At 69.4% G+C, this 16,852-nt stretch carries 4 protein-coding genes; 3 read left to right on the top strand and 1 reads right to left on the bottom strand.

Annotation, left to right across the window (positions count from 1 at the left end; genetic code table 11):
* Position 1: 1 nt before the first annotated feature.
* Positions 2–3,070, bottom strand: a complete 3,069-nt coding sequence (locus AB0D74_RS35125; RefSeq protein WP_362595939.1) for a sigma-70 family RNA polymerase sigma factor — start codon at positions 3,068–3,070, stop codon at positions 2–4.
* A 309-nt stretch (positions 3,071–3,379) separates the two neighbouring features.
* On the opposite strand from AB0D74_RS35125, the gene AB0D74_RS35120 reads away from it, so the two are divergent.
* The 3 genes from AB0D74_RS35120 (at position 3,380) to AB0D74_RS35110 (ending at position 16,787) form a co-directional block, all read left to right on the top strand.
* Positions 3,380–9,676, top strand: a complete 6,297-nt coding sequence (locus tag AB0D74_RS35120) for a protein kinase (RefSeq protein WP_362595937.1) — start codon at positions 3,380–3,382, stop codon at positions 9,674–9,676.
* A 71-nt stretch (positions 9,677–9,747) separates the two neighbouring features.
* The gene (locus tag AB0D74_RS35115) at positions 9,748–12,705 is read left to right on the top strand and encodes a helicase-related protein (RefSeq protein WP_362595935.1); all 2,958 of its coding nucleotides are present in this window, start codon (positions 9,748–9,750) and stop codon (positions 12,703–12,705) included.
* A complete protein-coding gene (locus AB0D74_RS35110; protein WP_362595933.1) occupies positions 12,705–16,787 on the top strand; it encodes a DNA methyltransferase in 4,083 nt (1,360 codons plus the stop codon). Before AB0D74_RS35115 ends, AB0D74_RS35110 begins: the two co-directional genes overlap by 1 nt.
* The last annotated feature ends 65 nt before the right edge of the window (positions 16,788–16,852 follow it).

Genomic DNA, 16,852 nt, shown 5'->3' with positions numbered 1-16,852 from the left:
TTCAGATCCGGCGCCAGCGGTCCCGGAAAGTGGTGTGGTTGCTGTCCGCTGACTGCGCTGCGGCCAGCTCTTGCTCCAGCTCAGTGATGCGGGCCCAGGCGTTGTGCTCGCGCTGGGCGATGCGCTGGGCGGCCTGCTGCTCGACGGTCTCCGCATGCCGACGGGCAGCCTCGACGGCTCGGTCCCGCCCGGCGAGTGCGACTTTCGCCTGCCGGAGTCTCGACTCGAGGTCGGAGATACGCGTCTCGGCTCCGTCGCGGTACTCTCGCAGACGGCGGTCCACCGCCCCCGCCCGTTTCCGGTGGAAATCCGCGTCCTCCGCGGCGGCCTGCGCGGATTCCTCCGCCTGCTCCACCCGACGGGTGAGTCCCTGCCGCACCGTGTGCTGTTCCTGTTTCAGCGGCGCGATCCGCGTTTCGGCCTCGCTCCGCAGAAACTGCTCGCGGCGAGCCAGTGTCCTGTCCATACGCCGCAGCAACGCGTCCTCAAGGGCGTCGAGCTGCCGCTCGGTGTCCGCCACCACGGCAGCGACACGAGCCTCGGCGGCCTGCCGCGCCTGGCGCTCCTGGGCGAGGCACTCCTGGTGTTCGAGCCGCACACGCTCCAGCTCAGCCTCGTGTTCACGGCGAAGCCCGGCGACGAGTTGCCCGTCGTCAGCGCTCCCCTGCTCGTCGTCCTGAACAGCGAAGGCCTGTGTTCTCTCATCCGGGTCTTCAGAGGACAGCTCTGTGTCCGCTGCGGTAGGGCCTTCTTCGCCGTCCACCGCCTCATCCTGTCCCGGCACGTGGTGGTGACTCTCCCCGCTCTCACCTGAGGGTGCACCACGGAGGGGGATCGTCTCGGTCCGACTCGTCCCATCACCTGTCCCGGGGATGGTCGGTCGCGCATCGCCGGACACGCCCTCCGGCATCGTGGCCTCACCGTCCGAGATCCCCGCGGACGCGCCGCCCAGGTGCGCATCGGACGCGGGGCGTCGTTCCCCGGGTGCCTGTGAGGTCAGGTTGCCCACAGTGAATTCCCGTAGCGCGTCACGCAGGGCAAGGCGGGACTCCGAGTTCACCAGTGGCTTTCTGGCGAGGTACGCCCTGGGGGTCAGCTCGACCAGTGCCGTCGACGGCCGCTCGAAGAAGTCCTCTGGCCGGAGCTGGGCCTTTCTCAAGGTGTCGAAGACGCGCTGCAGGACTTCCAGAGCCGTGAGCACCTGGCGGTCCGGCATCCTGCGTTCCTGCGCGGCGCGTACGACGTCCGCGGTGGCCCGAGGGCCGAGGATCACCGTCAGCTGGGCCTGTCCCAGCGCCAGCAGCGCGTATTCGGCCAGCCAGTCGATGCCGCCCTCGAACCTCGCCCCCAGGCGCACGGCCTTCTCCCAGTCCGCGGTGCGCTGCACCGGCTCGGCCGGGCTGCGCTCCGCAGGCGACTCAGGCGACTCGGGCTCGTCTGCTTCGTCGGGCCCTTCTCGCTCGGCGACCTGGGCGGCCGAAGCCGGAGACGGGGGTTCCATGACGCCGTCGAGCGTGTCCTTCCCCGCATTCCACTCGCTCTCCTCCACCGCCGCGGCCTCCTCCTCGTCGTTCCGGTGTGACGGCTCATCGGCCTGCGGCGGCCCGTCGTCGGCCCGGGATGACGGCCCGTCCACCAAGACCTCCGGCATCGCCTCACCATGAGCACGCCGTTTCGGCAACCCGGCCTGCTTCCAGTACTCCACGGCCTCCTGCGCGTCCCCGCCCTCGTACCTGCTGATGCCGGCCATCCGCAGGCGCGCCCTGAATGCGGAGAGGGCCTTGCTCTCCACCTGCCGGATGCGCTCCCGGGTCACGCCGAACTCCCGCCCCAGTTCGTCGAGTGTCGAGGGCTCGTCGCCATCGAGGCCCAGGCGTCGGACGAGGACTCGGGCGTCGCGCTCGGAGAAGGTGTCGATGACGGCCATGACGTCTTCCATCAGGAGCGCGTTCACCACACTGTGCTCCACCGACGGCAGGGCGTGGCTTTCCCCGACGAAGTCTCCGAGAGTGGCACCGTCACCGATGACGCGGTCGAGCGAGTCGGTGCGTCGACTCAGTTTCCGTATCTCCTCCACCCTCTGCACGGTCATGTCGCACTGCACCGCCACGTCGACGGCCGACGCGGGCCGCCCCTGCGCGGCGAGAGCGCGTTCCGCAGCCGAGACCTTGCGCATCTGCTCGTGCATGTGGACCGGAATCCGGATGAGCGCACCCTCGTCCGCGATGGCCCGCGTGATCTGCTGGCGGACCCACCAGGTCGCGTACGTCGAGAACTTGTAGCCCTTCGCCGGGTCGAACTTGCGCGCCGCTCTCATGAGCCCGAGCACCCCTACCTGGAACAGGTCCTCGTAATCCAGCCCCTGCTCCAGGTAGGGGCGGATGAGCGAGTGCACAAGGCGCTGGTTGTGCAGGACCAAGCAGTTCCGGGCCCTGATCCTCAGGTCACCGGGCGGCAGGCTGCTCAGTTCCTCGGCATCGGGCTCCTGGCCCACGCGAGCCGTGCCGCCACGTAGCAGCACGGCGAGGCCGACCTCCGCTTCTGCCTTGAGGAGACGGTCCCCTGGGCCTCTGCGGAAGCGGTCCTCCTCCAGTACCGCCAGCGCCGCGACCACGGCGGCGGCGACATCCCGACTCTCCGCCCCGGTCCCGGGCTCATCGGGGGCCAATTGCGCGCCCCCGTCACCTTTAGGCCGAGTCTCCTCCGCATGAGGGCCGTCCATCGCAGAGTCGCCATCGGTGTCGCGCAGCTTTGCCCAGGCCCGCAGCGCAGCCGTCTGCCGGGTGCCGAGTCCTGCCAGACGGGCGACGCCGTCCACCGCCTCAGAGGTCACATAGCCGTCGGCGTCCGCGTAGCGCAGGAGCAGCGCGTGCACCACATCGACACCGGGGAACACAGTTTCCCCACGAATCCATGCAACCTTTTCCACATCCGGAGAGTCCGCATCTACATGTACACGCACGTCCTGGACATGCAGCCCCAACCGGGCCAACTCATGCCGCAGCCGGTCACGCTCGGCCTGGCCGAGCCCCAGGGTGCGCACGTTCTCCGCGAAGACCGGCTCCGGCACGACACCCTTCACGGCGGCACGCCTCAAGCGAGACAGCAACTCCCCCATCGCGGCTCTCAAGCCAGGCACGGCCGCTTCTCCGACGGTTCGATCCTGCACGCCACCCACCCCCGCTCGCTTCACAGCGAGATTAGAGGTGACGCGTTGACGATGTCAACGGATTGAACACCTATCCCATACGAGGCTAATCGTGTACGGTAACGACTGCCTCACTGTCCGTTCTGACACCATGGGCCGTGCGGCAGCAGATCAGGGGGCGCGTTCCGGTTCGAAGCCGCGAGAACGCGAGCAGTAGGCAAAGGAGCGGCAGTGAGCCACGAGCTCGTCGACGGCAGATTCCGTATCGGACGCGTCATCGGCAGGGGCAACATGGGGGAGGTCCACCGGGCCGAGGACCTCTGCGCTCCCGAGGACTCGCCCGAACGCACCGTCGCCGTGAAGACGATCCTGCGTCGCCGCACCGGCAGTCGGATCGACACCGGTAGCGACACCAAAGCCGTGGAACGCTTCGCCCGCGAAGTGGACATCATGCGCCTGCTGGAGCACCCCAACCTCACCAGGCTCGTCGCGGGCGGCCTCGCCGCGGACTGCGACGATCTGCCCTACCTGGCGATGGAGTTCCTGGACGGCGAGTCGCTGCGCGACCTCATCGAGGAGGAATCGCAGCTCCCCGTCGCATGGGTCGCCGCCATCGGCGCGCAGATCGCAGCCGGCCTCGCCGCCGCGCACGCGAAGGGCGTGGTCCATCGGGACCTGAAGCCCGCCAACGTCATGCTCACGCGGGGCGGCACGGTCAAGGTGCTCGACTTCGGCATGGGCAGCATCGTCGACGACCCGGACCAGACCCGTCTGACCAGCACGGGCGTCAGCGTGGGCACGGCCCGCTACATGGCGCCGGAGCAGTGCCAGGCCAAGCAGGTGACCCAGGCCGCCGACCTGTACGCGCTGGGCTGCGTGCTGTACGAGATGCTGGTCGGCGTCCCTCCGTTCACGAGCGAGTCGGCGTACGAACTCGCCGAGCGGCATGTCCACCAGGAGCCCAGTCCGGTCCGCGCGATCCGCAGCGAGGTCCCCGCCGAGCTCGCCCGTCTCGTCGACCGCCTGCTGGCCAAGGACCCGGCGAACCGCCCGGCCGACGCCGTGACCGTACGGAACGCCCTACTCCCCCTCGCCGTGCAGTCAGACGACACCAGCCTGGTCCCCTCGTGGAGCGAGCGGGACCCGATGCTCCCCCTGCGCGCGGCCGCCCCTGCCCCGGTGACCGCCCCGCCGCAGCGGCCCGTCCCGGTGACCAGCTCCGGCGCCGGCATGGACGTCTTCGGTGTCCACCAGGCGCTGATCCGCGACTACCGCTCCTTCACGGAGGGCGGCACCGTCATCCGCGACGAGCGCATCAAGGCGTACGTCGAGAAGGACCTCGACGACAAGTCGCAGTGGCCGAACCCCTGGCTGTCGCTCAACCCGTTCTTCCAGGGCGGCGGCACGGTGGTCGAGCTCGCCCAGCAGAAGGTGCTGCACCCCGAGTGCGCCCGCATCTTCCAGGCAAAGAAGACCGAGGGCGGCACCGTCTGCGACGGCCGGCCGCTGCTCCTGCACCGGCACCAGCGCGACGCCATCGACGCCGCATCCTCCGGGGCGTCGTACGTCCTGACGACCGGCACCGGCTCCGGCAAATCGCTCTCCTACATCGTCCCGATCGTCAACAAGGTGCTGCACGAGCGCGACGAGGAGGGCCCGGACGCTCCGAAGCGGGTGCGGGCGATCATCGTGTATCCGATGAACGCGCTCGCCAACAGCCAGCTGCGTGAGCTGGAGAAGTACCTGCGCGACGGCTACGGCGCCGGCCGCGAGCCGGTCACCTTCGCCCGTTACACGGGCCAGGAGGACGACGAGAAGCGCAAGGAGATCCGGGACAACCCGCCGGACATCCTGCTCACCAACTACGTGATGCTGGAGCTGATGCTGACTCGCCCGGCCGACCGGGCGAGCCTCATCCGGATGGCGCGGGGCCTTGAGTTCCTCGTCTTCGACGAACTGCACACCTACCGCGGCCGCCAGGGTGCCGACGTCGCGCTGCTGATCCGCCGGGTCCGCGAAGCCTGCCAGGCGGAGAACCTTCAGTGCATCGGAACGTCGGCCACCATGTCGACGGAGGGCACGCTGGAGGACCAGCGGCAGGTGGTCGCCGGTGTGGCGAGCACGCTGTTCGGCACCACGGTCCGCCCCGAGCACGTCATCGGCGAGACCCTGGTCCGGGCGACCGGCGAGGCGCCCGACACCGTACCGGCCGAGCGCCTCATGTCTCCCGCCCCGCGCGCCTACGACGACCTGGCGCAGGACCCGCTGGCCCGCTGGATCGAGGGCCGCTTCGGCCTCGTCGAGGACGATGCCACAGGCCGCCTCGTACGCCGGCCGCCGGCCCAGATCGAGGTCGCGGCACGCGAGTTGCACAAGACGTCGGGCGTCGACGAGGAGCTGTGCACGAAGGCGATCCGCGCCACCCTGGAGGCCGGCTCGCAGGCACTCAACCCGCGCAACGAACGGCCGCTGTTCGCGTTCCGCCTGCACCAGTTCCTCTCCAAGGGTGACACCGTCTACGTCACCCTGGAGGACAAATCCGCCCGCCACCTCACCCGCTCCTACCAGCTGGAACAGCCGGGCAGCGGCGGCAAGTCGCTGATGCCGCTGGCCTTCTGTCGGGAGTGCGGCCAGGAGTACCTGACGGTGTGGCGCACCGAGAAGGACGGCGAGGTCCGCTACGAGGCCCGCCGCGACACCTCGGCGACTGGCGGCCGGCAGGGTGACGGCTACCTCTACGTCGACCACGAGCGGGAGTGGCCGTCCAACGTGCAGTACGCGGTGGACGACCGCCGACTGCCGGAATCCTGGCTGGAGTTGGACGACAAGGGCCAGGAGGTCGTCAAGCGCACGTACCGCGACCGGGTGCCGAAGGCCGTCACCGTAGACACGTTCGGCCGCGAAGGCCGGGGCGAGCTGAAGGCCGCGTTCGTGCCCTCGCCGTTCCTGTTCTGCCTGCACTGCGGCGTGGCGTACGAGCAGACGCGCGGCCGGGACTTCGCCAAACTGGCCACGCTGGACCAGGAGGGCCGCTCCTCCGCGACCTCGCTGGTCTCGGCGTCGATCGTCCGCTCGCTGAAGTCGGTACCGGAGGAGGCCCTCGACAAGAAGGCACGCAAGCTCCTCACCTTCGTCGACAACCGGCAGGACGCCTCTCTCCAGGCGGGCCACTTCAACGACTTCGTGCAGATCACCCAGTTGCGCGGGGCGCTGTACCGGGCGGCGCTGGACTCCGGCGAGGACGGCCTGCACCACGAGGAGCTGGCCTCGGCGGTGACCAACGCGCTCGCCGTCTCCCCCGTCGACTACACCGGCGAGGCCGACCTGCCGCCGTCGCTGGCCCGTAACGCGGCCCGCACGCTGCGGGACGTGGTCGCATTCCGCCTCTACCTCGACCTCGAACGCGGCTGGCGCATCACCATGCCCAACCTGGAGCAGACCGGCCTGCTGGAGATCGACTACGAGGACCTGGAGTGGGTCGCCGCCAAGCAGGACCGCTGGGAGGGCACGCACCAGGCGCTGCGGGATGCCGACCCGGCGCTGCGGGCCGAGGTCACGAAGGCCTTGCTGGACGAGATGCGCCGCTCCCTGGCCATCGACGTGTCGTACTTCCGTGACGACACCTTCGACTCCCTCCAACGCGCGAGCGAGGAGCGGCTGGTCGACCCGTGGGTGCTGTCCTCCGCCGACAAGCCCAAGGTCGGCACCGCCTTCCCGTACCCCTCCCGGCCCGGCACGGACCGTTCGAGCCTGTTCCTGTCGGCGCGCGGCAAGTTCGGCAAGTACCTGCGGCGCGCGGACCGTGCCTTCCTCGACCTGGACCAGGACGACCTGCAGCTGATCATCGCCGAGCTGCTGAAGGTGCTGACCAAGGCGGGCCTGGTGAAGGAGGTAGAGGCCGCCCCGCAGCGCGCTGGCCGCTACCGCAGGACGTCGTCCGCCGCCACGCCCGGCTACCGGGTGGCCGCCCAGTCGCTCGTCTGGCGCGCCGGCAAGGGCGAGTCGGGCGCGCACGACCCGCTGACCCGCACGTACCAGAGCGGCGACGGTCCGCGCATCAACACGTTCTTCCTCAAGCTGTACCGGGAGACGGCCGACGCGCTGTCGGGCCTGTACGCCCGCGAGCACACCGCCCAGGTGTCTCCGGAGGACCGCGAGGCCCGTGAAGAGGCCTTCCGTAAGGCCGAGTTGAAGCTCCTGTACTGCTCCCCCACGATGGAGCTGGGCGTCGACATCTCCGAGCTCAACGCGGTGATGATGCGCAATGTGCCGCCCACACCCGCCAACTACGCCCAGCGTTCGGGCCGCGCGGGCCGCAGCGGCCAGCCCGCGCTGGTGACGACGTACTGCGCGACGGGCAACAGCCACGACCAGTACTACTTCCGCCAGCCCTGGCGCATGGTGGCGGGCGCGGTCGCCCCGCCCCGCCTGGACCTGGCCAACGAGGACCTGGTCCTCTCCCACCTCCAGGGCATCTGGATCGCCGAGGCCGGCCTGCGCCTGGGCCGTTCCCTGCCCGAGGTGCTCGATGTGTCGTACCCGGACACCGGCGACCGCCCGGACCCGGCCCTGCACCTGCTGTCGGACATCCGGGACGCGGCGCACGACGAGGGTGCTCAGCGGCGCACGGTGAACGCGGCACTGCGTGTCCTCGGCCCGCTGTTCAAGGACTTCGTGGACACCACGTGGTGGCACGACGACTGGATCGACGACAAGGTGCGCACGGTCGCCGAGCGCTTCGACCGCGCCTTCGACCGCTGGCGCAGCCTGTTCCGGGCCGCCCTGGACGACCAGTACGTCCAGAACAAGCGCCGCCTGGACTACAGCCTCACCGAGGGCGACCGCATCCGCGCCAACGCCCGCCGCCGCGAGGCCGAGACCCAGCTGAACCTCCTCATGAACGAGAGCGTCGACAGCAAGTCGGTCCTCTCCGACTTCACCCCCTACCGCTACCTGGCCTCCGAGGGCTTCCTCCCCGGCTACAGCTTCCCCCGCCTGCCGTTGGCCGCGTACATCCCGACGATCGGCCGCCGCCGCGGCGACGGCGACTACCTCCAGCGCCCCCGCTTCCTCGCCATCCGCGAGTTCGGCCCCGGCGCGCTGATCTACCACGAGGGCGCCCGCTACCAGGTCACCCGCATCCAGCTGCCCCCGGACTCCTCCGGCGAGCTGACCACCGGCGAGGCCCGCCGCTGCGCGAACTGCGGCTACCACCACGAGCCCAAGGAGCGCGAGGACCGCTGCGGTTTCTGCAACGAGACGCTGGGCGCGGCGACGTACGGCCTTCTCCACCTGCACACCGTGTACACCACGCGCCGGGAGCGGATCTCCTCGGACGAGGAGGAGCGGCGCCGGGCCGGCTTCCGGCTGGAGACGTCGTACCGCTTCCACGACCACGGCATCCGCAAGGGCCGCCTCAACGCGACGATCGCGGACGCGGGTGGGCAGTTGGCAGATATCACCTACGGCGACTCCGCGACGGTCCGCATCACCAACACCGGCCGGGTACGCGCCCGTACGGACGAACCGCCGGGCTACTGGCTGGACCTGGCCGACGGCCGCTGGATGAAGGACAAGGACGCGGCCGAGGCGGTCGGCGACTTCAGTGAGCTGCCGCCGGTCGACGAGGACGGCAACGAGCGGCGCCGCAAGAAGCGCGTCATCCCGTTCGTGGAGGACCGCCGCAACATCCTCGTCGTCACCCTCGACGAGGCGCTGCCGGAGCCGATCGCGCTCACGCTCATGTACGCGCTGGAGCGCGGCATCGAGGCCGCCTTCGAGCTGGAGGACGCCGAACTGTCCAGCGAGCTGCTGCCGCCGGACGACGGCCCGAGGCGCCGCATCCTCTTCATGGAGGCGGCGGAGGGCGGCGCCGGCGTGCTGCGCCGTCTCCAGGCCGAGGACGACGCCCTCGCCAAGGCGGCCCGCCGCGCACTGGAGATCTGCCACTTCTCGGCGGACGGCAAGGACGAGGGCGGCGAGGAGCATCGCCCGGGACGGGCCTGCGCGCTCGGCTGCTACGAGTGCCTCCTCACGTACGGCAACCAGCTCGACCACGCCCAGATCAACCGGCACACGGTAGCCGGGCTGCTGGTGCGGCTGGCGTCGGCGACGGCGGAGCGGGAGTCGCGGGGTGAGTCCCGGTCGGAACAGTACCGGCGGCTGCTGGCCGAATCCCCCGCTGCTCCCACGCCGGTCGAGGCGTCGGCGTCCGCACTGACCGAACTGGCCGCACAGGGCGACTTCCTGGGCTGGGTGAAGGCACGCGGCCTGCGGCTCCCCGACGAGAAGGACGTCTTCCTGACGGACGCGAACGCGGCACCGGACTTCGTCTACCGGCTCCCGGGCGCCAACGTCGCGGTGTTCGTCGACGGCCCCGACGCCGAGGCGAGTGCGCTGCGCGACGGCGACGCCGAGGAGCGGCTGTTCGACGCCACCTGGGACGTGGTCCGCTTCCCGCACGGCGCCGACTGGGACGCCATCGCCACCGCCAACACCCGCTACTTCGGCTCCCCGGCCGCCCACTGACCGGCCGATGACCGACTGACGACCGACGACGACCGCCCGCTGACCGCCACCAAGAGGATTTGAAGATCGCTATGGCATTCACGTACTCCGCCGGATCCTTGGTGAAGGCCCGTGGCCGCGAGTGGGTGGTACTCCCCGAGAGCGAGCCCGACCTCCTCGTCCTGCGCCCGCTCGGCGGCTCGGACGACGACATCGCGGCGGTGCTCCCGTTCGAGCCCGTCGAGGAGGCCCGCTTCGCCCCGCCCGAGCCCGCCGACCTCGGCGACCAGCGGGCGGCCGGCCTGCTGCGTACGGCCCTGCGGGTCGGCTTCCGCTCGGGCGCGGGCCCGTTCCGCTCGCTGGCGGGCATCGCGGTGGAACCGCGCGCGTACCAGCTCGTACCGCTGCTGATGGCTCTGCGCCAGAAGACGGTCCGCATGCTGATCTCGGACGACGTCGGTATCGGCAAGACCATCGAGGCGGGCCTGATCGCGAGCGAGATGCTGGCGCAGGGGGAGGCGAGCGGCCTGGCCGTGCTCTGCTCCCCGGCCCTGGCCGAGCAGTGGCAGCAGGAACTGCGCAGCAAGTTCGGCATCGACGCGGAGCTGGTCCTGTCCTCGACGGTGTCACGGTTGGAGCGCGGCCTGGACCTCGGCCAGTCCCTCTTCGACAGGTACCCGAACGTGATCGTGTCGACGGACTTCATCAAGTCCACCCGCCACCGCGACGACTTCGTACGCCACTGCCCCGACCTGGTGATCGTCGACGAGGCCCACACGTGCGTGGCGGCCGACGACACCTCGGCGAGCGCCCAGAGCCAGCTCCGCTACGAGCTGCTGCGCCGGGTGGCGGAGGACGCCGAGCGCCATCTGCTGCTGGTGACGGCGACCCCGCACAGCGGCAAGGAGTCGGCGTTCCGGAACCTCCTCGGGCTGGTCAAGCCGGACCTGGCGCAGGTGAACCTGGAGTCGGAGTCGGGCAGGAAGCTGCTCGCCCAGCACTTCGTGGCCCGCAAGCGGGCGGATGTACGCCAGTACCTCACGAAGGAGGACGGACTGGCGGACGACTCGCTCGCCGAGCGCACCGCGTTCCCCTCGGACCGCTTCTTCAAGGACGAGACGTACAAGCTGTCCCCCGAGTACCGGGCCCTCCTGGACGACGCGATCGCATACGCGAGCGAGCGGGTCGAGGAGGCGGGCGGGCAGGGCAAGCGAGAGGCCCGTATCGCCTGGTGGTCGGCGATCGCGCTGCTGCGCTCACTGGTGTCGTCCCCGGCGGCTGCCGCACAGACCCTCACCACCCGTTCGGCGGCGGCGATCGCGGCGTCGGCGGAGGAGGCCGACAAGCTGGGCGCCCCGTTGAACAGCGACGCTGCCGACAGTGACGCCATGGAGGGCATGGACGTCGCGCCGGGAGCGGAGACGACGGACGAAGGGCCGGTGAAGTCGCAGCTCGCTGAACTGGCGGAGCTGGCTGAGCAGTTGAAGGGACCGGAGAAGGACCTCAAGCTGAAGGCGCTCATCAAGCACCTCAAGGCGCTGCTGGCCGACGGCTACAACCCGATCGTCTTCTGTCGCTACATCCCGACGGCCAAGTACCTGGCGGAGCAGCTCGCGAACGACCCGGAGACGAAGAAGCGCGGCCCCCTGGGCGCGAAGACGGTCGTCAAGGCGGTCACCGGCGAGTTGTCGCCGCAGCAGCGTATCGAGCGGATCGAGGCGCTGGCGGCGGAGGCCGGCGAGGACGCGGCGGCCCGCCGGGTCCTGATCGCCACGGACTGCCTCTCGGAGGGCGTCAACCTCCAGCACTACTTCGACGCCGTCGTCCACTACGACCTGGCCTGGAACCCCACCCGCCACGACCAGCGCGAGGGCCGCGTCGACCGCTACGGCCAGCGCCGCGACGAGGTCCGCGTCATCACCCTCTACGGCGACGACAACGGCATCGACGGCAAGGTCCTGGAGGTGCTGATCAAGAAGCACCGCCAGATCAAGAAGGACCTCGGCATCTCGGTCTCGGTCCCCGACGAGCTGTCGACGGGCGTGACGGACGCGATCGTGGAGTGGCTGCTGATGCGGGGCCGGGAGAACGAGGACGCGCTGTTCAGCGCGGACGCGTTCAAGGTGAGCACGGCGAAGCTGGACAGCGACTGGAACTCGGCGGCGGAGCGCGAGCGGCAGTCCCGCTCCCGGTTCGCCCAGCGTTCCATCCACCCGGAGGAAGTGGCCCGTGAGGTCGCGTCGATCCGGGAGGCGCTGGGCGGGGCGGGCGAGATCCGGACGTTCGTACGGGAGTCGCTGGGTGCGCTGGGAGGGGTGCTGCGGGGCGCCGACGGCGGTGGCCGCGAGTCCGGGGACTTCACCGCCCAGGTCGGCGGCACCCCGGCGGGCCTGCGGGACGCGCTGGCGCCGGTGGTGGGCGCGGAGGTCGTCGAGAAGGACCGCGAGATCCCGTTCCGCAGCGATCCGGCGGTGGCTCGCGGGGAGGCGGCGCTGGTCCGCACGGACCCGGTGGTGGGCGCGCTCGCGTCTCATGTGCTCAATGCCGCGCTGGACACCCAGGCGGAGGGGGCCCGCCCGGCCCGCCGCTGCGGTGTGATCACCACAGACGCGGTGAACACAAGGACGACACTGCTCCTGGTCCGCTACCGCTTCCACCTCACCCTGCCGTCCCGGAGCGGCGAACGGCAGCTGGTGGCGGAGGACGCCCGGCTGCTGGCCTTCGAGGGCGCGCCGAAGAACGGGGCGTGGCTGACGCCGGAGCAGGCGGTCGCCCTGCTGGAGGCGACGGCGTCGGAGAACACCGACCCGCACTTCGGGGAACGCACGATGACGCGAATTCTCGGTCAACTGCCCGATATCAACGGCTATCTGGAGACGTACGGCGACGAACTCGCCGCCGAACTGGACGCGGCCCACCGCCGGGTGCGGGCGGCCTCCGGCGAGATCGTCCGGGGTCTGTCGGTCACCGCTCAGAAGCCCGCCGACATCCTCGGCGCCTACGTCTACCTGCCCGCCGCCGCTTCTGTTTCGGTTGGAGTGTCCGCCTGATGTCCGCCACCACCCGCAACCAGGTGTTCACCGCCGTCCACACGGTCGGGGGTCTGCTGCCGGCCGACATGCTGGTGCGGATCTCCGAGGGCAAGGACGTCCCGGGGTCCAAGCCCGCCGACTACGGCCTGCCGTCGTCCCGTTCGGTACGGGACGAGGCCGAGCGGAGCTGGGAGTACCTGAAGCCGCTGTGGCGCGACGTCCGCAAGCGCCTGCCGGAGGACCGGGAGACGGGCGTACCGGCGAGCGACCCCACGGGACTCGCGGAGAACGACTGGCTGACCCCACTCTGGCGAGAACTGGGCTTCGGCCGCCTGACGCACATCGGCACGGCAGGTATCACCGCCGACTCCGACGCGGAGAAGAAGTTCCCGGTCTCCCACCGCTGGCACCACGCCCTGATCCATCAGACGGCATGGAACGCCGAGTTGGACAAGCGACCGGGCGGCGCCGGCACGGTCCCGCCCCAGTCGATGCTCCAGGAGTGCCTGAACCGCACCGAGGCCCACCTGTGGGGCGTCCTGACCAACGGCCGCCAGGTCCGCCTGCTGCGCGACTCCAGCGCACTCGCCACGGCGTCGTACGTCGAGTTCGACCTCGAAGCGATCTTCGACGGCGAGCTGTTCAGCGAGTTCGTGCTGCTCTACCGGCTGCTGCACGCCTCGCGGTTCGAGGTGGCGAAGGGGGCGGCGCCGTCCTCCTGCTGGCTGGAGAAATGGCGCACAGAGGCCATCGCTTCGGGCACGCGCGCCCTGGACCAGCTCCGGAAGGGCGTTCAGGAGGCGATCACCGCACTGGGCACGGGCTTCCTGCGGCACCCGGAGAACACGGCGCTGAGGAAGGACGTCCGCCCGAAGGCGCTGCAGGCCGCACTGTTGCGCATGGTGTACCGCCTGCTCTTCGTCTTCGTCGCCGAGGACCGTGATGCGTTGCTGTCGCCGAAGGCGGACCCGCAGGCGCGAGAGCGTTACGAGGCGTACTTCTCCTCGGCCAGGCTGCGCGCCCACGCCAGGAAGCGGCGGGGTACGGCTCACGGCGACCTGTACGAGGCGCTGCGCATCGTCCTCACTGCACTGGGCGACGAGAAGGGCCGCCCCGAGCTGGGCCTGCCCGGCCTCGGCGGTCTGTTCAACGACACGGAGGCGGACGCCCCGCTGCGCGACCTGAAGCTCTCCAACGAGGCCCTGCTGACGGCCGTACGGCACCTCTCCCAGGTCCGGGACGGCAGCTCGGGCCGCTGGCGGGGGGTGGACTACCGGCACCTGGACGCGGAGGAACTGGGGTCGGTCTACGAGTCCCTGCTGGAGCTGGAGCCGAAGTACAGCGCGGCCGAGCGCACGTTCGCGCTCGTCGAGATGGCGGGCAACACCCGTAAGACAACGGGTAGTTACTACACGCCGTCCTCGCTCATCGAATGCTTGCTGAACGCCACGCTGAACCCCGTGATAAAGGATGCCGTCCAGCGCGGTGAGGAGGCAGCGGCGCGATCAGGAGCCGCCGATCCGGCCAAGGCCATCGTCAACGAGCTGCTCTCCCTGACGGTCTGCGACCCGGCCTGCGGCTCCGGACACTTCCTCGTGGCGGCGGCCCGCCGCATCGCCAAGCAGGTCGCGGCCGTCCGGGAACGCAACCCGGAGCCCACGCTGGATGCGGTGCGCCACGCCCTGCACGAGGTCGTCGCCCGCTGCATCTACGGCGTCGACCTCAACCCCATGGCCGTGGACCTGGCCAAGGTGTCCCTGTGGCTGGAGGCACTTGAGCCGGGCAAGCCGCTGAGCTTCCTGGACGCTCATGTGAAGCACGGCAACGGCTTGATTGGCGCCACGCCCAAGCTGCTGCGCGACGGCATCCCCGATGAGGCTTTCATCGCGACCGAGGGCGACGACAAGAAGCATGCGAAGGCCCTGGAGAAGATCAACCAGCAGGAGCGGGTGGGGCAGGGCAGTCTGTTCGACCTGGGCGGGGAGGCGGTGAACGTCGCCAATACCGTGTTCGCCAGCGGGTTGCGCTCCATCACGTTGGCCCAAGCCGAGGAACTGACCGACGTACGCCGGCAGGAGGACGCGTACGAGGAGTGGGCGGGCTCGTCGGACTACCGGCGTGCGAAGCGTGTCGCCGACGCGTGGTGTGCGGCGTTCGTGTGGCTGAAGACACCGGAGGCGCCTCGGCCGGTGACGTATGCGGTGTTCAAGGCACTGGAGGATCCGAGCGGTCAGGGTGTGGCTGAGGAGACCAAGACCGAGATCAAGCGGCTGCGTAAGCAGTTTTCCTTCTTCCACTGGCACTTGGAATTCCCCGAGGTGTTCTCCGTGCCGGAGGACGGCCGTGGCGTGTCGCCGGACACCGGTTGGGCGGGGGGCTTCGACTGTGTCGTGGGGAACCCGCCGTGGGACAGCGTTGACTTCCGCGAACAAGAGTTCTTCGCGCAGCGTGCGCCCGAGATCGCGGAAGCGTCGAGGACTGCCGTACGGAAGAAGATGATCGAGGCGCTCAAGGACTCGCCGGACACGCTTCCCCTGTACAAGGAGTTCGAGGCGGGCAAGCGGAAGGTCTACGCCGAGAGCCACTTCCTGCGGCGGTCAGGCCGGGTTCCGCTGACGGGGCAGGGGAACCTCAACACATACGCCGTCTTCACGGAGACGGATCGCATACTGCTCGGGCCGAAGGGACGGGCGGGGGTGATCGTCCCGACGGGGATCGCGACGGATGCGCGGACGCAGCACTTCTCCGGGGATCTGGTGCGGCGTGGGGCGATTGCGGCGCTGTACGACTTCGAGAACCGCAGCGGCCTATTCCCTGCCGTGGACTCCCGGATGAAGTTCAGCGTCTTGTCCATGGTCGGCCGTTCCCTGCGCGAACCGGCGGCTCGATTCGCCTTCTTCCTCCAGGACCCGACTGAACTGGACGATGCGGACAAAACATTCACGCTGACGCCAGAAGAGATCACCCTGCTCAACCCGAACACTGGAACGCTGCCGATCTTCAGATCTCGCCGGGACGCCGAGATCACTCTGCGGGTGTACCGGCGGCTGCCTGTGCTGTGCAAAGAAGGGATGCCTGGTGGAAATCCCTGGGGTTTGTCATTCTTGCGCATGTACGACATGGGACACGACTCGGCGATCATGCATCCCGGGGACGAGCTGGAAGCCTCGGGCTGGGCGCCTGAGGGCAACGTCTTCACCATGGATGGGATGCGGATGCTCCCGCTCTACGAGGCGAAGATGCTCCATCACTACGACCATCGCTGGGCGACATACGAGTTCGAAGGTGACACTCGGCCGCTATCGCTGGACGAGAAGGACAATAGCAGCACCTCTGTTCTGCCCCGGTACTGGGTGGCGGAGGAGAACACGCCCTCTGGGAAACTCGACAAGAACGGTCAAGACATCCCTGTACCGGGTGTACGCAAGCGCCTCGCAGAAAAAGCGTGGTCGCATAACTTCCTCCTCGGCTGGCGGGACATCTGCCGTGCCACGGATGAACGGACATTGATCGCTTCCGCCTTTCCCTATGCCGCAACACCCGACGGCACTTTGGTCATGTTGCCAACCCGCGGCTCCGTGGCAAACTTGATCGCCAGTTTCTCTTCCTTCGCACTGGACTTCATCGCGCGTCAGAAGGTTGGGGGTACCCACCTCAGGTTCTTCACCGCCTACCAGCTCCCGGTGCCCGCCCCTGCCCAGCTCGCCCCTCACACCACGTTCATCGTTCCCCGCGTCCTAGAACTTGCCTACACCGCGAACGATATGAACGGCCTGGCAACCGAGTTCGATGATACCGGCGCCCCGTTCCGGTGGAACGAAAGCCGACGCAGGCATCTCCGCGCCGAACTCGACGCCCTCTTCTTCCACCTCTACGGCGTATCCCGCGAAGGTGTCGACTACATCCTCGATACCTTCCCCATCGTCCGCCGCAAGGACGAGGCCAAGTACGGCACGTACCGCACCAAGGAACTGATCCTCGCCGAATACGACCGCATGGCCGCCGCTGGCCTCACCCTGGAGAACCCGCTCGTTGAGGGCGAGAACTACACCTCCCCCCTCACCCCGCCCCCGGGCCACGGCCCCCGTCACCCCGCCTGACCGCCAGCGGTCGCCGCGCGTATCCCGACCACCCTCGACTGCGAGAAGCCACTTCAGGAGCGGGC

The sequence above is a fragment of the Streptomyces sp. NPDC048278 genome, assembly GCF_040652195.1.
Classification (GTDB): domain Bacteria; phylum Actinomycetota; class Actinomycetes; order Streptomycetales; family Streptomycetaceae; genus Streptomyces.
The sequence above is the reverse complement of the archived record's forward strand: the minus strand, read 5'-3'. Positions and strand labels throughout refer to the sequence as shown.